The sequence below is a fragment of the Ornithinimicrobium sp. genome, from assembly GCF_030537745.1.
Lineage (GTDB): Bacteria > Actinomycetota > Actinomycetes > Actinomycetales > Dermatophilaceae > Ornithinicoccus.
Genome location: NZ_JAUNVI010000001.1, coordinates 62,751 through 79,748 on the forward strand (window position 1 = coordinate 62,751; position 16,998 = coordinate 79,748).

Here is a 16,998-nt window from a genome sequence, read left to right on the forward strand (position 1 = left end):
CCTTACGTGGAGGGGAAGGGTCAAACCGATACAGCGTAACCAACCGAACCTGGGCGTTCGGTGGGAGGCGAGCGTGGTCGACGTCGAGGCAGCCTCAGACGCCCCGCACGAGGTGCGACGGGTCCGTCGTGCCGGTGGAGCGGATGTGCTCGATCAGGTCGTCGACGCGGGAGTCCACGCTGGCGAAGGGGTCCTTGCACACCACGGTGCGCTGGGCCACGTCATTGAGCTTGAGGTGCACCCAGTCGCAGGTGAAGTCCCGTCGGTGCTCCTGCGCCGCCCGGATGAAGTCGCCCCGCAGCTTGGCTCGGGTTGCTGGCGGTGTCACCATCGCGTGCCGGATCTGGGCTTCGTCGACGAGGATCTTGGCCGCCCCCGAGCGCTGCAGGATCGACATCAACCCACGGGTGGGATGGACGTCGTGCCAGGCCAGGTCCAGCTGCTGCAACCGGTCATCGTGCGGCGCGAGGTCGTGCTTGGCAGCATACGAGTCGAGCAGTTTCTTCTTCATCACCCATTCGATCTCGGTGTCGACCAGGTGCAGCTGGTCGCCCTCGATCGCATCCAGGGTGCGCTCCCACAGCTCCAGCACGTAGGAGTAGGGCCAGACCTGCGCCAGGCCCGAGCCCTGCGCATAGGTCTTGGCCATGCCCAGGAGCTCGCGTTGCATCTCCAAGGCCGTGATGGTGCCGCCTGCCTTCAGCGGCAGCGGAGTCCGCCCGGTCCGGTCACGGCTGATCTCACGGATCGAGGGGATCGGCGTGGCCAGCTCGAAGTCGGGCATGATCCGGCCCGCCTCCAGCATCCGCAGCACCAGATCGGTCGTCCCGACGCGCATGAGGGTGGTCGACTGGCTCATCGTGGAGTCGCCGACGATGACGTGCAGGCGGCGATAGCGCTCTGGGTCCGCGTGCGGCTCGTCGCGGGTATTGATGATCGGTCGGGAGCGGGTGGTGGAGGAGGACAGGTCCTCCCACATGTGGTCGGCACGCTGGGAGACGAGGTAGGTGGCCCGTTCCCCCACCACGTGCAGCCGGCCGGCTCCGGAGATCAGTTGGCGCGTCACCAGCAAGGGCACGAGCGTGTCGGTCACTCGGTCGAGGCGACCGTCGCGGCGGATCAGGTAGTTCTCGTGCGATCCGTAGGAGTTGCCGCGGGAATCGACATTGTTCTTCAGGACGTAGACGGTCGCGTCCATGCCCTCCTCGGCGAGCCGCGTCTCCGCGTCGTCGGCGAGGTCCTGGACGATCAACTCACCTGCCTTGTCCTGAGCCAGGAGGTCCAGCAGGTCCGTGCACTCGGCGGTGGCGTACTCCGGGTGTGAGCCGACATCGAGGTAGAGCCGAGAGCCGTTGCCGAGAAAGACGTTGCTCGACCGCCCCCAGGCGACAACCTTGCGGAAGAGATAGCGCGCGACCTCCTCCGGAGAGAGTCGAGACGTGCCTCGGAAGGTCGCGTTGACCCCGAACTCGGTCTCGATCCCCATGACCCGACGGTCCACGGACTACTGTCCGCCCTTCTGCACGAAGCCGTGCACGAAGTCGGTCGCATTGCGCTCCAGGACTCCGTCGATCTCGTCCAGGAGCGAGTCGAGGGCGGCGTCGCGCTGGGTGTCCTGGACAGCCGGTGCGGGTGGCGGTGGCGTCGGCGCCTCGGGCTCGGGGCCGTCATCGCGGCGCCGCTGGACGTGCTGCTGTTCTGCCATGGATCGATCCTCTCAGACGTCGTCGCTGGCTAGCTCAGTCAGCAGCGAGGCGGTGCGGGTATGCCGTGCCAGCAGCGCGGCGGTCTGGGCCCGCGTGGCGTCGGTTGGCTCGGGCAGTTGCACCCGGCGCAGCCGGTTGCGCTCGTCGAGGACGACGACCGAGTCCCAGGAGGCCGCGCGGACATCGTCGCCGAAGCGGCGCACGACCTCACCTCGGAACCAGGCGCGGGTGTCCTCCGGCGGGTCGGTCATGGCGCTGGCGATGGCTTCGTCAGGGACCAGACGCTCGAGCTGGCCCGCGGCACGCAACTTCTGCGCCAGCCCCCGTGCGGGGTCCAGGTCATGCCACTGGATGTCCATCGCGGCCACCCGCGCGTCGTCCCAGCCGACGCCCGCGCGGTCGCGGAAGCGTTGCAGCAGGGAGAGCTTGGCGACCCACTCCACCTGTGCCGCACACGAGCGGGGGTCAGCGCGTAAGCCGTCCAGGACGCTGCGCCAGCGCACGAGGACATCGGCCGTCTCCGTGTCGGGGGGCCACAGCTCGTGCCCGGACGCGCGCGCCTGCTCGGCCGCCTCGAGGTGCAGCTCGAGCAGGTCGATCCCCGTCAGGGACCGTCCGTCGACCAGCGGCACCGTGGCCTTCAGGGTCGGGTCGTGGGAGATCGTCTGTGCGGCCGCGACGGGGCGCGCCAGCCGTAGCCCCTCGAGCAGTTCGGGATGGGTCTGGATCACCCGCAGCGCCGCGGAGAGAGACCCGACTGCCAGGTAGGTCGTGACGTCGGCCATGGTCGCGTCCCCGACGATGACGTGCAGCCGGCGGTGCAGGTGCGGCGTCGCGTGCGGCTCGTCGCGGGTGTTGACGATCGGGCGACGCAGGGTCGTCTCGAGCCCGACCTCTGCCTCGAGATAGTCCGCCCGCTGGCTCAGCTGGAAGCCCGGTCGCTCGCTGGCCTGCCCGATCCCGACCCGTCCCGCGCCGGCGATGACGGGTCGGGCCACGAGGAAGGGGATCAGCAGGGCGGCCAACCGGTCGAAAGGCACTGTCCGGGGCACCAGGTAGTTTTCGTGCGTGCCGTAGGACGCGCCCTTGCCGTCGACGTTGTTCTTGTAAAGGCTCACCGACAGCCCGTCCTGAGCCAGCGTCCGCGTCGCCAATTGGCCGACGAGCTCGCCAGCGCGGTCATAGCGCACCGCCTCCAGCGGTGAGGTGACTTCGGGTGAGGAGTACTCAGGGTGGGCGTGGTCGACGTAGAAACGTGCCCCGTTGGAGAGCACCGAGTTGGCGATCGTCGGATCCTCGACGTCGGTGAGCTGGGAGATGTCGGCCAGTGCCCGCGCGACGTCATACCCACGCGCGTCCCGCAGCGGCGTCTCGTCGGCGTAGTCCCAGCCGGCGCCCCGCTGGAGCGCCGCTCCTGCGCCCGCGCCCGCGGCATACGCCCGGACCACCTGGCCGGAAAGCACCATCGGGCTCATCGGCTGACCGTGGGCATCCACCTGGGTGCTCGTGATGCCCAGCTCAGTCTCGATGCCCATGATCCGACGCACGCTCATGACCCCACCCTACGAGCCTCCCCCGTGCCCTCACCTCTGCCGTCACCCTGTGGCAACGGGTGCTGCGGCGTCTGCCCCGTGAGCCGGTCGAGCACCCGTTGGACGAGCTCGCCATACTCCCTGACCACTGCCTCCTGCGAGGCCCGATCGGCTCCCAACAACCGGAACGATCGCACCCCCGCGGCCAGCCCCAGCATCAGGCAGGCGAGCTGGTCGGTATGGCGGGCATCCTCGCCCTCGTGGGGAAACCGGCCAAGGAAGCGCTCCCGGAACTCTGCCAGCGCGACCTCTTGGTCCGGTGCGTCGGCGCGCAGGTACATCGCGCGCAGCCATGGCTCGGCTGCGTCCTGGTCACGCCGCTCCAGCATTCGTCTGACCAGGAGCTCGCCCAGCCCCTCGATCGGGGTGTCTGCCAGCAGCGGCGCGGGCTCGGCGGGGGTGGCCAAGCCATAGAGCTGCTCCTTGGACCCCGCGATCTTCATCACCATCGCCGGGGACACTCCGGCCTGGGCGGCGACTTCCCGGATCGTCACCGCGGCATACCCGCACTCCCCGAAAAGTCGTCGGGCGACCTGCAGCACGCGGTCGTGGGAACCGGCCGCCTGTCCCGTCACCGCTGCGTCTCCGCGCCAACTCCGCTGGCGACGCGCTCGACCCGGCGGGGGGGTCCGGTGACGATGTCGATATCGAGCGAGGTCGAGGCAGTGAGCACGGTCAGCGCCCGCGAGCGAGTGCGACCGGTGGGATGGTCCACCACCGTCAGGACATAGCGACCGGCCGGCGGCAGGCCGATCTCGTAGGCACCGAACGGGTCGGCGGTCGCGGTCGCGACATACTCCCCGGAATGCCTGATGAGGGAGAGCATCACCGAGCCCAGCGGCTCGCCGTCGTCGGTGATGTGGCCGGTCAGGAGCAGTCGACGGTGCATCGTGATCGGCTCGGTCTCCCCCGCCTCGAGGGTGCACAGGCTGGACTGCGGCGCCCACCCCTCGGCGGAGACCACGAGCAGATAACGCCCCGCCTCCGGCAGCGCCAGCGCGAACCGGCCGTCATTGTCCGTGCGGCCCCAGTCGACGTGGCGGCCGTCGGGGTGCAGCACCGTGGCGACCGCCTGCTTGAGCCGCCTTCCCTCCGGGCCCGTGACGCGGCCACGGACGAGGACCTCGGGCAACTCGCCGTGAGCCTTGACGTGCGTCCGTTCCCCTGTCGGCGCAGGGGTGCCGCTGGAGCCGGCAGGTTGCATGCCGACGCCCTGGCGGACAGGACGACGGATGAAGCTCGCGATCAGCGCGCCACCGAGTGCAGCTCCGGCCCCAGCCCAGAAGACGAGCTGGTAGGCGGCGAGCGTCGGGGCGAGCACGCCGGTCGCGGTCGCGGTCATGGTGGCAGCGAAGACGGCCGCGACCATGGCGGAGGCCGACGAAGTGCCGATCGAGCGGAGCAGCGTGTTGAGCCCGTTGGCTGACGCGGTCTCGGTAATGGGGACGGCCCTCATGATCAGGGTCGGCATGGCGGCGAAGGCGAGGGCAGTGCCCAAGGACGCGATGCCCGAGGTGACCATCACCTCGACCACCGAGCCGTGCAACAGGGAACGCCCGACGAAGCCGACCGCCATGACGAGCGCGCCACCGATGAGCGCCGCTCGGGGTCCCCAGCGGCTGATCAGCGCCGCGGACACCGGAGACATCGCCACCATGAGCACGCCGCTGGGCAGCATCACCAGGCCGGTCGCGGTCACCGAGAGACCGAAGCCATAGCCAGTGTCGGTGGGCATCTGCACCTGCTGGGCGGCGGTGAGGAAGTTGGCGAACATCGCAAAACCGACCAGGACCGAAGCCGCATTGGTGAGCAGGACCGTGCGGCGCATCGAGGTGCGGATGTCCACGAGCGGCTGCCCCGTGCGCAACTCCCACGGCACCCAGGCCGCAAGCACCAGGGCCGCGAAGACCAGCAGGCTCAGGGTCTTGGGAGAGCCCCAGCCCCACGTCCCCGCCTTGCTCACCGCCAGCAGGAAGGAAGTGAGCGCGATCGAGAGCATCACGGCGCCGAGATAGTCGAACCGGCCGCGCGTCTTGACGGTCGACTCCGGCACGACGACGTGGACGGCGATCAGCATCACGACTGCAAAGCTGCCGCTGACGTAGAAGAGCGCGTGCCAGTCGAGCCGGTCGTAGATCACTCCGGCCAACGGCATGCCGACCGCTCCCCCGATGCCCAGCGTCGCCGACATCAATGCCACTCCAGAGCCCACCTTGTCCGCCGGCAGGTGGTCGCGCATGATGCTGATCCCCACGGGCACCAGGCAGGCCCCGAAGCCCGCCAGCCCGCGACCTAAGACGACGATGGCCAGGCTGGTCGACAGGGCGGCGACGACCGAACCGACGATCACCGCCCACATGCAGACGATGAGCATCAGCCGCTTGCCGAACATGTCCGCGAGCCGGCTGACGATGGGAGTGCCGACGGCCGCGGTCAATAGCGTGATCGTCACCAGCCACGAGGCGTTGTCGCTCGTGGTGTTCAGGATCTCCGGGAAGTCTGGGAGCAGGGGCAGGACCAGGGTTTGCTGGAGCGAGACGAGAGTGCCGCAGAGGGCGAGGACGAGGATGATGAGGGTGGTCGACGGCGTCCGCCGTTCCGCGGCAGACTCGGGTGAACGCATGTTCACCAGTCTAAGGCCCTCATGGCAGGATGCTGACGTGAACAAGCATGCCTACTATCTCGACCTGTTCGTCGTCCTCGTCTTCGCGGCCGCCGGACGGGCTTCGCACAGTTTGTCGGACAGCGTCCTCGGGGTGCTCGAGACCGCTTGGCCCTTCCTGATCGGCGTGCTTGTCGGATGGGTTGCGGTGCTGCGTCAGGACCGGCACGTGTGGTGGCTGGACGGGGTCCTGATCGCGATGTCGACCATCGTGGTCGGGATGCTTCTGCGCCTGGCCACGGGGGAAGGCACGGCACTGGCCTTCGTGCTGGTCGCCAGCGGCGTCCTGGTGGCGGGTCTGGTCGGCTGGCGTGCCGTCGCCGCCGCCTTCGCCGCACGCCAGCACAAGTCACTCACCTGAGTGCCCCGTGCACGTCATACCCCTCCTGGCTGGCACAAGTCACTCACCTGAGTGACCCGTGCACCTCCCTGTGGACAACTTCGGCGCCGTCCTGCACGAATCAAGCAGCCTTCCTCAGGTGGGGATCAGGGTCGACGAGCCGTTCGGCTACCGCCAGGGCATCGAAGCCGGCATCTCGCGCAGCCAACTGGGCTCCGCGTCATACCGGCGGCTCGTGCGTGGCGTCTACATCGCTGCCGACGCCCCCAAGGACGCGGTCGTGGACGGGAGGACCGCGCTCCTGCTGGCTGGACCGAGGGCGTTCTTGTCGCACTTCCAGGCTGCTCGGCTCTATGGGGCGATCGTCCCCGACGTCGACGTCCTGCACGCGAGCGTGACCGGCAACGTCCACCGGTCCCGCCGCGCGGAGGTGGTCGTGCATCTCTCGTCCCAGACACCCACCACGTTCCGCGGCCTTCCGGTCACCACGCCTGAGGACACCTTCGTCGACCTGGCGAGCCACCTGACGCTCGTCGACCTGGTGGTCCTCGGCGACTCACTCGTCAGGAAGAAGCGGACCACTCCCGGGCGGCTGGTCGAGGCCAGTCTGCGGGCGCCCGGGAGCGCGCGGCGGCGCGCGGGAAGGGCAGCAGCGTTGGTGCGCGCTGGTGTGGATTCGGCGATGGAAACCCGTTCACGGATGCTCGTGGTGCTGGCGGGACTGCCCGAGCCGGAGGTGAACGTGTGCTTCTACGACCAATTCGGGCAGGTGAGACGGCGGCTGGACCTCGCCTACCGCAAGCACCGCCTGGCGATCGAGTACGACGGCCGTCAGCATGCGGAGTCACAGGCTCAGTGGGAGTCGGACGTCACCCGCCGAGAGGAGTTCGACGAGGCGGACTGGCGCATCCTGACGCTGCTCGCTAAGGACATCTTCAAGGTTCCCGGCCAGACCCTCGACCGGATCACCGCTGCCCTGCGGAGGGCGGGCGTGCGTGTCCCTGCGCGCACCGAGGAGTGGCGTCGTCACTTTCCCGGATACAGCCCACTCTCCTGAGTGGCTCGTGCACGTCCGCAGCGCACCACCGGCGCACAACGCACTCGGCTGAGTGGCTCGTGCACGTTGGGGACCGGGCGACGGGCTCGACCTACTGGTAGTGCCCCTGCACACCCTGCTCGACGGACCGGCCCGGGTGCGTGCCGGAGGCGTCGCCGACCAGGGTGCGGATGTAGGTGATCCGCTCCCCCTTGCGGCCCGACACGCGAGCCCAGTCGTCGGGGTTGGTGGTGTTGGGCAGGTCTTCGTTCTCCTTGAACTCGTCGCGGTAGGCCTGGTCCAGGTGCCCCTGGCGCAGCCCCTCCTCACCGTTAAGCAACAGGTCCTTGATAGCCAGCTTCTTGGCCCGGTCCACGATGTTGTGGATCATCGCGCCAGAGGAGAAGTCCTTGAAGTAGAGGACCTCCTTGTCACCGCCGGCGTAGGTCACCTCCAGGAAGGCGTTCTTCGGTGACAGGGCATACATCTGGCCTACGGTCGCATCGATGAAGGCAGAGACGGTGGCCTCACGATCCCCGCCGTGGGCCTCGACGGCGGAGGTATGAAGCGGCACCTCGGTGGTGAGGTACTTGGTGAAGATGTCTCGCGCCCCCGCGGCGTCCGGCCGCTCGATCTTGATCTTGACGTCGAGCCGGCCCGGCCGCAGGATGGCCGGGTCGATCATGTCCTCACGGTTGGAGGCACCGATGACGATGACGTTGTCCAGCCGCTCGACCCCGTCGATCTCGGCCAGCAACTGCGGCACGATCGTGGTTTCGACGTCGGAGGACACCCCCGAGCCGCGGGTGCGAAAGAGCGACTCCATCTCGTCGAAGAAGACGACTACGGGACTGCCCTCGGCCGACTTCTCCCGCGCGCGCTGGAAGATCAGCCGGATGTGCCGCTCGGTCTCCCCGACGTACTTGTTGAGCAGCTCCGGCCCCTTGATGTTGAGGAAGTAGCTCGGCGTCGGCTCCTCGCCGCGCAACTGCGCCGTCTGTCTGGCCAGGGACGCCGCGACCGCCTTGGCGATCAGGGTCTTGCCGCAGCCGGGCGGCCCGTAGAGCAGCACACCCTTGGGCGGACGAAGCTGGTGGGACAGGTAGAGGTCCTGGTGCAAGAAGGGCATCTCCACCGCGTCACGGATCTGCTCGATCTGCCCGGAGAGCCCGCCGATGTCGTCGTAGGAGATGTCCGGGATCTCCTCCAGCACCAGCTCGGCCACTTCAGGGCGCGGGATCTTTTCCAGCACGAACCCGCTCCGGGCGTCCATGAGCAGGGCGTCCCCCAGCCGCACCCGTTCGTCGCGCAAGGAACCGGCGCGACGGCATACCCGCTCGTCCTCGCCGCGCACGATCACCACGACACGGTCGGCTCCCAGAACCTCCTTGCAGGTCACGATCTCGCCGGAGCGCTCGTAGCCGGAGACCGCGACCACCGACTGCGCCTCGTTCAGGAGCACGTCCCGGCCCGGCCGCAGATCGTCGGTCGGCACCTCGGAGGACACATGGGTGCGCAGACGCCGCCCGCCTACGGACACGTCGACGGTGCCGTCCCCGGTCAGTCCGACCACGTAGCCGTGGGTGAGTGGAGGACTGGCCATGGCGTCCAAATCCTCGCGCAGCCCGTTGATCTGCCCACGCGCCGACGTCAGGGTCGTGGCGAGCTGGTCGTTGTGCGCTTTGAGCTCGGTGAGGCGGCCGGTGAGCGTGCGCACCTGCTCCTCGAGGTGGCGCTCGCGGGAAGGGGTGGCCGGCGTGCTCACTGGGTCTCCAATGTCGAGGGTATGACGTGCTGCTGCTCGTCGGGATCGTCGGGCGGGGCAACGCCAGGTGCCGGTCGGCGTGCCTCTGCGGTCGCCTCGGCGTCCCGGACGGTGCGGCGCAGACGCTTGTCAGAGACGGGCCGCTCGCCCAGGTCCTCCGCGCTCCACTCCCCCTCGTCGTGAGGCACATAGTCCTCGCCGTAGGCGCCTTTGGCGGGCCGGCGGGCGACCTGTGGGGGCGCGACCCCGTCAGCGAGTCGGCGCATGGTGATCAGGAAGCCGGTGTGCCCGTGCATCCGGTGCTCCGGCCGCACCGACAGTCCCTCGAGGTGCCAGTCGCGGACCAACGACTCCCAGGCCCTGGGCTCGGTCCAGCGACTCTGGGTGCGCGCAGTCTCGGCGACCCGTGAGAGCTGGGTGGCGGTGGCTACGTAACAGATGAGAACGCCGCCGGGTGCGAGCACGTCATACACCACGTCGAGGCACTCCCAGGGGGCGAGCATGTCCAGGACGACCCGGTCGACCGTGCCGGGCGCCAAGGTCTGCGGCAGCACGTCGACAAGGTCGCCGACGGTCACCGTCCACGCCGGGTGGTCTTGGCCGAAGAAGGCTCGGGCGTTGGCTTGCGCGATCTGCGCGAAGTCCTCGCGGCGCTCGAAACTGTAGAGCCGGCCCTGGTCACCGACGGCGCGCAGCAGCGAAAGCGACAACGCACCCGACCCCACGCCAGCCTCCACGACGGTGGCGCCGGGGAAGATGTCGGCATAGGTCACTATCTGTCCGGCGTCCTTGGGATAGATCACCTGGGCCCCTCGCGGCATCGAGAGCACGTAGTCGGACAGCAGCGGACGGAGCGCGAGATACTCCACGCCGGAGGTGTGCTGGACGACCGTCCCGTCGGGGGCGCCGATGAGATCGTCGTGCTGCAGATGACCTCGGTGCGTGTGGAAAGTCTTGCCAGGCTCCAGCGTCACGGTGTGCAGGCGACCCTTCGGGTCGGTCAGCTGCACGCGGTCACCGACGCGGAACGGCCCTCGTCGCAGGTCGGCCCCGGAGGTGGGGGTCGGCACGGGGGCAGGCAGAACGTCAGTCACCGCACCAGTCTACGAGCGGGTGGGTGTGCCCCGGCGCGTGGTCACGTCGTCGATGAGCAAGGCTCCCCAGGGTCGGCCGTCCACGTCGAGGAGGCCGATGATCCCCGAGCCGGTCCTTCGCATGACCTCCAGCCCCTGGTCGACCGAGGCCTCGGGAGGCAGGGTGGTGGCCCACCCCGGTGCGAGCCGCACGGCGACCGACGAGGCTGACGTGGAGGACCAGGCGTGCGCGGGCACGGAGTGGAGGGAGGCCGGGTCGACGATCCCCTCCGGCGCACCAGCGTGATCGAGGACGATCCACAGCGGGCGGGAGTCCCAGGCGATGCCGGACAGCAGCGTGTCAGTGTCCACGACCCCGATCTCTCGGGCCACGTCACGCAGCTGCTGGCGGGAGGTGGTGAGCCCCAGCCGTCCTGCCCGGACCGCGCGGGAGGCGCCCTGCCAGAGGAAGCCGCCGATGAGGGCGACCCACAGGAAAGAAGAGAGGTCGACGCGCTGGCCCTGGAGCACGACGGGTCGCATGACCCAGACCAGGAGCAGCAGGACGACGATGCGCCCGGCCCATCCGGCGGCCAAGGTCCCACGATGGCGGTTGCCGGTGAACTTCCAAACCAGCGACTCGAGCAGGAAGCCTCCGTCCAGCGGCAGCCCCGGCACGAGGTTGAAGATGGCCACGAAGGCGTTGGCCGCGGTGAACGCATAGACCAGCAGGAAGGGCACCCCGCGCCAGTCGCCGGTCTGCAGCAGACCCCAGCCGATCACCGCCAGGACACCGTTGGCCAGCGGCCCGACCACCGCCACCGCTGCGCTGGTGCCGGGCGTGCCGCCGGCGCCGTCATGCGCGGTGTGGCCGCCCCAGAAGTCCGCGACGATCCGGGACACGGTGAAGCCGACCCGCTGGGCGACCAGGCCGTGAGCGGCCTCGTGGGCGAGCACTGACATCAGGAGCAGCACCGCGAATGCCAGCGCCACGGCATACGCGCCGATCCCCAGGCCGGGCATGAGGTTCTGCACGGTTGGGCCAAAGAGGACCACGATCACACCGGCCACCAGCACCCAGCTGCGCCCGAGGTAGATCGGGATGCCAGACAGCGAGCCGATCCTCCAGCCATGCCCTGCGGTCGCTGTCGCCATGGGCTCAATCTAGGCGACGCCACCCACGATCCTGGACGTGGACGGGCAACCTGACGATCGGCTCTGTCGGCAGGGGTACGTACAGTGCTCGACATGGCGCCTGCACTGTCACCATCGAGGGCGGCTGACTTCATGCAGTGCCCGTTGCTCTACCGCTTCCGGGTCATCGACCGCCTGCCCGAAGTGCCCAGCGCGCCCGCTGCGCGCGGCACCCTGGTGCATGCCGTGCTGGAGCGCATCTTTGATCTGCCTGCCGAGGAGCGCACGCTGGAGGCAGCGACCGACTTGGTGCCTGGGGAGTGGGCCCGGATGATCGAGGAGGAGCCCGAGCTCGCGGCGCTGATCACCGCGGAGGCGGTGCAACCACGCACACCGGAGCAGTGGTATGCCGAGGCTGCCGGCCTCATCGACCGTTGGTTCGGGCTGGAGGATCCGACGCTGCTTGAGCCCGCCGAGCGAGAGCTCTATCTCGAGGCCCAGGTCGGCGAGCTCACCATCCGCGGCATCGTGGATCGCTTGGACGAAGCACCGGACGGCCGGCTGCGGGTGGTGGACTACAAGACTGGACGAGCTCCCTCGGAAACTTTCGAAGGGCGGGCACTGTTTCAGCTCAAGTTCTACGGGCTCGCGCTCTGGCGGCTGCGCGGCGTGCTGCCTTCACGGTTGCAGCTGGTCTATCTGCGTGACGGCCAGGTCTTGTGGATCGACCCGACCGAGCACGAGCTGCTAGCGACCGAGCGCAAGATCGTGGCGCTGTGGAAGGCCATCGAGCTTGCCGCCACCACCGGCGACTGGCGGCCCAGTCGTGGGTATGCGTGCAGCTGGTGCTCGTTCAAAGACGTATGCCCCGCCTGGGGTGGCACGCCTCCGCCACTGCCTCCGGATGCCACCGAGCGCGCCCTCGATCCCCGCCGCGCCAGCTACACCGATCCCGTCATCGACGCCGACTGACCGGACGGTCGCCCCTGCCACCGCACGGGTCAACCGCGCGCCGACCCGTCCTCGCCACGCTTGCGGAGATAGCGCTCAAACTCCCGAGCGATCGCGTCCCCGCTGGCCTCTGGCAGCTCAGCCGTATCCTGCGCTTCCTCCAGCGAAGCGACATACTCCGCCACTTCCTCATCCGAAGAGGCCAGCTCGTCCACTCCCCGCTCCCAGGCCCGGGCAGCCTCGATGACGTCCGTGTCATCGATGACGCAGGACAACAACTCTTCCAGGCAACCCAACAGCGCCAGGGACGCCTTCGGCGACGGCGGACCACCGGCATAGTGAGGCACGGCCGCCCACACCGACAGGGTCGGCAGGCCCCGCCGTTGCGCCAGCTCACCGATGACCCCGACGATGCCGGTCGGTCCTTCGTAGGTGCTCTTCTCGGCCAGGCCCTTCGTGAGCAGAGCCTCATCCTCGGTCGTCACGCTGACCGGCATGGGTCGAGTGTGCGGCACGTCCGCGAGCAGGCCACCAAGGGTGATGAGCTGGGTGGCTCCCCGCGCGAAGCAGAAGTCGAGGATCTCCCCGCTGAAGGTCCGCCACCGCACGGACGGCTCGATGCCCTGGACCAGCAGGACATCACGCCCCAGGGGACTGTTATGCGCGAGATAGACACGGGTCGAAGGCCATCGCAGGGAGCGTTCGCCCTGGACCGAGATGACTCTGGGCCGGTTGACCTGCAGGTCGTAGTACTCCTCTGGGTCCACCGTCGCCACGAGCTGCGCCTGCCAGACGGTCCGCAAGTGCTCAATGACCCCCGAGGCACACTCACCCGCGTCGTTCCAGCCCTCGAAGGCCGCGATGACGACAGGGTCGTTCAGTTGCGGCATGTCGGCGAACTCCAACATATAGCGGGGCCTCCTCGACGGGGTGACGACCGGTCACGGCCAGCCTACGTGCCTCCTACGATGGAGCGGTGTCTTCCTCTGTGCCTGTCGCCCGCCGTTCCTCCCTGCCGGCAGCAGTGCTGTGGGACATGGACGGCACGATCATCGACACCGAGCCCTACTGGATGGCCGCCGAGCGTGCGCTGGTGGAGGAGGCGGGCGGCACCTGGAGCCACGAGCAGGCGCTTGCGCTCGTCGGCAATCCACTGCTCGTGTCCGCACAGACCATCATCGACCAGACCCCCGTCACTGGCACCGCTGCGGCCGTAGTGGATCTCATCCAGGGGCGGGTGGAGAGCCTGATGAAGGAACGCCTTCCCTGGCGCCCCGGAGCGCGTGAGCTGCTGGCTGACCTGCGCTCTCGCGGAGTTCCCTGCGCGTTGGTGACGATGTCGTATGACGTCCTCGCGCGGGTGCTGATCGCGGCGTTGCCCGAGGGCACCTTTGCGCACGTCATCACCGGGGATCAGGTGGCCCGGGGCAAGCCGCACCCTGAGCCCTACCTGACCGCGACCTCGAGGCTGCGTGCCGATCCGCGGCGCTGCGTGGCGATCGAGGACTCACCCACTGGTGTGGCCTCGGCAGTAGCGGCGGGCGTGCCGACCATCGGCGTACCGCACATCGTGCCGATCGAGCCTCGCCCCGGCCTGAAGCTGGTCAGGACCCTCGCGGAGCTCTCGGCGGACCAGCTCTGGCCGGTAGCGATGGAAGGAGTGTCGGGGCCGCCGGTGCTCAACCCCGCACACGGCTCGGAGGGCACGCGAGGAAGCCGCCGCAAGGACGATCGACCCTGGTGGAAGCGCGCCTGGGCGGTGATCACCAATCCCTTCACCGACGATGATGATGCGCAGAGCCAGTCAAGGGACCTCCTCCCGCAGCGTCGCAGCGTGCCCCCGCCGCTGGGACGGCCGCTGGAGCCCTGGGGCCGACTCGAGCGGCATTTCCAGATCCGATGGGATGCTGCCGACCTCGAGGCGGTCAGCGAGGTGCTGCGCAGGGCTGGCGTCAGCGAGCACGCGGATGGCTCAAAGGTCTACTCGGGTCTGGCCGCTCTCGTCCGTGACCCAGCCCGGCCCAAGGACAAAAAGGCGATCGCCGTCTTCGTCGACGGGACCCATCTTGGCTACCTCGACCGAAAACGGGCGCGGGCCTACTTCGAGGAGGTGACCGAGGCCACGGAGCAGGGCGGGTATGTCGAGTCCACCGCGACCGTGCGCGTCACGCCCCAGGACAAGAGGGTCAAGCTGCGGATTCATCTCGACCTGCCTAAACCTGGAGAGCTCCTTCCCCGGAACTCCGCTCCGACTGAGCCCTACGCGATCGTCCCGCTCGGACGCCGGGTCCAGGTCATCGGCGAGGAGGCCAGCCGGGAGGCGCTCCAGGCATTCGTCACACGGTCCAAGCAGACCCCGGTCCTGGTCACGCTCCGGACCGTGGTCGAGAAAAAGCCACGGTCGCAGACACGGTTGGTGGAGGTGGAACTGGACGGCGAGGTCGTCGGGCAGCTCTCCCGTGCCCAGTCGTCCCGGCTGCTGAGGGTGCTCGACCGACTGAACGCCCAAGGCTTCCTGGCCGTGGCCAGGGCCTGGGTAGGCGGCACTCCGAACGCTCCGCAGGTCACGCTGGACATCAACCGGGACGACGCCCACCTGCACGACTGGCTCGCTTTGCACCGACGATCAGCACGAAGCGGCAGCCTCCACGAGATCGTCCCCAGTGCGGACCCGATCAGCCAAGACGGCTGATCGGGATCAGCAGCATGCCTCAACCCACGCCGTCACGCCCCGTCGACTGCGCCTTCGGGCAGGAAGTCCACCCCGTTCAGGGACGACAGCCGAACGACCTCGACGGGATCGGTGACGTTGTGCAGCAGGCTGAAGAGGTTGGCCAACTTGCCGCCCGGAGTCACCCAGAACAGCGACTTGGCGACCGAATCCTGCTTGTTGTAATAGGCGTGGGGCAGATTGCGCGGCATCTGCACGAGATCGCCTGGTCCTGCCGTGGTCCACTGCCCATCGAGGTAGAGCGTGTAGACCCCCTCGAAGACGTAGATGAACTCGTCCTGCGTGGGGTGCACATGCGGCGGGACCCCGGTGCCGGCAGGGTCGAGCGAGAGCCAAGAATACGTTGACGCGCTCTCGATCTTGGTGGTGTACGTGTGACCCAGAACATTCCAAACGCGACCTCCGAGCGCTTCATCGGCGCGTACGATACCGGCGGGCAACTCGCCCAGGATGATCTCTTCGGAATTCATCGTTGTGTTCCTCTGCTCGAGATGTGGGGCTGTCAGTCTGGCAGAGCCCCTGCTCATCCGTCCTGGGATGGCTACCGGGCTGACCCGCGGGCACCCGAAGCCGGGCACCGCACGCGCTTCCGGGGGGCGATCGGCACTGCGGTGTGGGCTCACCAGGTGCGCGACAACAGCGTCGAAACTCAGGGCCACCGGATGATCGAGACCGCGCTGGACACCTGACGTGTCGAGGTCCCGGGTCAGGACAAAAGGTCCAGGCCCAGGAGTGCATCGACGGCGCTGGGGACCGCGCGGGAGACAGGCAAGCCCGCAGTCGCGGCCGCTGCCCAGGCATCGACCGCCGCGACTGCGCCGGGGGCGTCGAGGTCGTCGGCCAGACGTGCCCGGATCTGCTGCACCGTGCGCGTCTCCAGGTCGCTGACCTCCTCGGTCTCGTCGGCCTGGCTCGCGGCAACCAGCCAGGCCGACCAACGCTGCGCCGCGGCCACAAGGTCCTGATCGGTCCACTCCCAGGGCGTGCGGTAGTGATGCGCCAGGAGCGCCAGGCGGATCACCATCGGATCCACGCCGTCCCGAAGCAATGCAGACACCAGCACCAGGTTGCCCTTGGACTTGCTCATCTTCTCGCCCTGATAGCCAACCATCGCCTGGTGCACGTAGGCACGCGCGAACGGCTGCTCGCCGGTCAACGCGGTCGCCTGGACGGCGCTCATCTCGTGGTGCGGGAAGATCAGGTCCGTCCCACCACCTTGCACGTCGAAGCGCATCCCCAGGTAGGTCAGGGCGATCGTCGAGCACTCGATGTGCCAGCCCGGACGGCCGGCGCCCAGAGACTCTCCCGGCCAGCTGGGCTCATCCTCGCGAGCGGCCCGCCACAGCAAGGGATCCAGCGCGTCCCGCTTGCCTTGCCGGTCGGGGTCTCCCCCACGCTCGCCGAAGACCTCCAGCATCTGCGCACGCGAGAGGTGCGACACTTCACCAAAGGTGGGCTGGCCCGAGAGGTCGAGATAGACGTCCTGAGCCTGCGCCTGCACCGCACCCTCGGCCGCGCTCACCGGGATCCGGTATGCCGCCCCGTTGGCCAGCAGGCTGCGGATCGAGTCGACGTCCTCCGGGATGCCCTCGACCGCGCCGACATAGTGGGCCGGCGCCAGGATGCGCAAGGCCTCCATGTCCTGCCGAAAAAGGTCGATCTCCCGGGCAGCCAGGTCCTCCCAGTGCACGCCGTCGCGGGCGGCCCGTTCGAGCAATGGTTCATCCACGTCGGTGACATTTTGCACGTAGACGACATCGAGGTGCCCGTCCAGCCACACCCGCTGGAGAAGGTCGAACGTCAGGTAGGTAGCGGCATGCCCTAGGTGCGTCGCGTCATACGGCGTAATGCCACACACGTAGAGTCGGGCAGGACTTTGCGGCTGGACGGTGCGCACGGTCCCGGACGCGGAGTCGTGCACCCGCAGTGGTTCACCGGATCCGGACAGTTGGGGCACAGACGGCGACGACCACGATTTCACGACCTAAGGCTATCTGGCTCGGTCCGC

Annotated in this window: 16 protein-coding genes; 5 read left to right on the forward strand and 11 right to left on the reverse strand. The window is 68.5% G+C overall.

Translation table 11 applies throughout. The features are described 5' to 3' along the window. Positions 1-94: 94 nt before the first annotated feature. Genes pafA through Q4P07_RS00360 form a run of 5 tightly spaced genes read right to left on the reverse strand, consistent with a single transcriptional unit; the run spans position 95 to position 5,921 of the window. The gene (pafA, locus tag Q4P07_RS00340) at positions 95-1,501 is read right to left on the reverse strand and encodes a Pup--protein ligase (protein ID WP_303372893.1); all 1,407 of its coding nucleotides are present in this window, start codon (positions 1,499-1,501) and stop codon (positions 95-97) included. Between the two features lie 3 nt (positions 1,502-1,504). Then, positions 1,505-1,705, reverse strand: a complete 201-nt coding sequence (locus tag Q4P07_RS00345; RefSeq protein WP_303372894.1) for a ubiquitin-like protein Pup — start codon at positions 1,703-1,705, stop codon at positions 1,505-1,507. Positions 1,706-1,717: 12 nt separating this feature from the next. After that, positions 1,718-3,259, reverse strand: a complete 1,542-nt coding sequence (gene dop, locus Q4P07_RS00350; RefSeq protein WP_303372895.1) for a depupylase/deamidase Dop — start codon at positions 3,257-3,259, stop codon at positions 1,718-1,720. Further along, entirely contained in the window at positions 3,256-3,873 is a 618-nt protein-coding gene (locus Q4P07_RS00355) for a TetR/AcrR family transcriptional regulator (RefSeq protein ID WP_303372896.1), read from the reverse strand. The genes dop and Q4P07_RS00355 overlap by 4 nt, the downstream gene beginning before the upstream one ends. Next, positions 3,870-5,921, reverse strand: coding sequence for an MFS transporter (locus Q4P07_RS00360; protein WP_303372897.1), 2,052 nt, complete (start codon positions 5,919-5,921; stop codon positions 3,870-3,872). The genes Q4P07_RS00355 and Q4P07_RS00360 overlap by 4 nt, the downstream gene beginning before the upstream one ends. 37 nt (positions 5,922-5,958) lie before the next feature. On the opposite strand from Q4P07_RS00360, the gene Q4P07_RS00365 reads away from it, so the two are divergent. Beyond that, positions 5,959-6,321, forward strand: a complete 363-nt coding sequence (locus Q4P07_RS00365) for a DUF3054 domain-containing protein (protein ID WP_303372898.1) — start codon at positions 5,959-5,961, stop codon at positions 6,319-6,321. A 58-nt stretch (positions 6,322-6,379) separates the two neighbouring features. After that, positions 6,380-7,357: a DUF559 domain-containing protein gene (locus Q4P07_RS00370; protein WP_303372899.1), complete on the forward strand. Its 978-nt coding sequence runs from the start codon at positions 6,380-6,382 to the stop codon at positions 7,355-7,357. 91 nt (positions 7,358-7,448) lie between these two features. On the opposite strand, the gene arc is transcribed toward Q4P07_RS00370, so the two are convergent. The 3 genes from arc to Q4P07_RS00385 are packed head-to-tail and all read right to left on the reverse strand — an operon-like array spanning position 7,449 to position 11,329. Further along, entirely contained in the window at positions 7,449-9,053 is a 1,605-nt protein-coding gene (gene arc, locus Q4P07_RS00375) for a proteasome ATPase (RefSeq protein WP_303372944.1), read from the reverse strand. A gap of 44 nt (positions 9,054-9,097) precedes the next feature. After that, positions 9,098-10,195, reverse strand: a complete 1,098-nt coding sequence (locus Q4P07_RS00380) for a tRNA (adenine-N1)-methyltransferase (RefSeq protein WP_303372900.1) — start codon at positions 10,193-10,195, stop codon at positions 9,098-9,100. A gap of 9 nt (positions 10,196-10,204) precedes the next feature. Further along, entirely contained in the window at positions 10,205-11,329 is a 1,125-nt protein-coding gene (locus tag Q4P07_RS00385) for a site-2 protease family protein (RefSeq protein WP_303372901.1), read from the reverse strand. Between the two features lie 93 nt (positions 11,330-11,422). Between Q4P07_RS00385 and Q4P07_RS00390 the strand changes: the two genes are divergently transcribed. Further along, positions 11,423-12,280, forward strand: a complete 858-nt coding sequence (locus tag Q4P07_RS00390; protein ID WP_303372902.1) for a PD-(D/E)XK nuclease family protein — start codon at positions 11,423-11,425, stop codon at positions 12,278-12,280. Positions 12,281-12,309: 29 nt separating this feature from the next. Here the strand turns inward: Q4P07_RS00390 and Q4P07_RS00395 are convergent, their stop codons facing one another. Then, a complete protein-coding gene (locus Q4P07_RS00395) occupies positions 12,310-13,167 on the reverse strand; it encodes a PAC2 family protein (RefSeq protein ID WP_303372903.1) in 858 nt (285 codons plus the stop codon). Between the two features lie 68 nt (positions 13,168-13,235). On the opposite strand from Q4P07_RS00395, the gene Q4P07_RS14325 reads away from it, so the two are divergent. Beyond that, positions 13,236-14,951: an HAD-IA family hydrolase gene (locus Q4P07_RS14325; protein ID WP_368660231.1), complete on the forward strand. Its 1,716-nt coding sequence runs from the start codon at positions 13,236-13,238 to the stop codon at positions 14,949-14,951. Positions 14,952-14,983: 32 nt separating this feature from the next. Here the strand turns inward: Q4P07_RS14325 and Q4P07_RS00405 are convergent, their stop codons facing one another. Continuing rightward, positions 14,984-15,460, reverse strand: coding sequence for a cupin domain-containing protein (locus Q4P07_RS00405; RefSeq protein ID WP_303372904.1), 477 nt, complete (start codon positions 15,458-15,460; stop codon positions 14,984-14,986). On the opposite strand from Q4P07_RS00405, the gene Q4P07_RS00410 reads away from it, so the two are divergent. Beyond that, a complete protein-coding gene (locus Q4P07_RS00410) occupies positions 15,365-15,679 on the forward strand; it encodes a hypothetical protein (protein WP_303372949.1) in 315 nt (104 codons plus the stop codon). The two genes, Q4P07_RS00405 and Q4P07_RS00410, sit on opposite strands and share 96 nt — an antisense overlap. Before the next feature lie 17 nt (positions 15,680-15,696). On the opposite strand, the gene mshC is transcribed toward Q4P07_RS00410, so the two are convergent. Next, on the reverse strand, positions 15,697-16,971 hold the full coding sequence (gene mshC, locus Q4P07_RS00415) for a cysteine--1-D-myo-inosityl 2-amino-2-deoxy-alpha-D-glucopyranoside ligase (protein ID WP_303372905.1): 1,275 nt from the start codon (positions 16,969-16,971) through the stop codon (positions 15,697-15,699). Between the last annotated feature and the right edge of the window lie 27 nt (positions 16,972-16,998).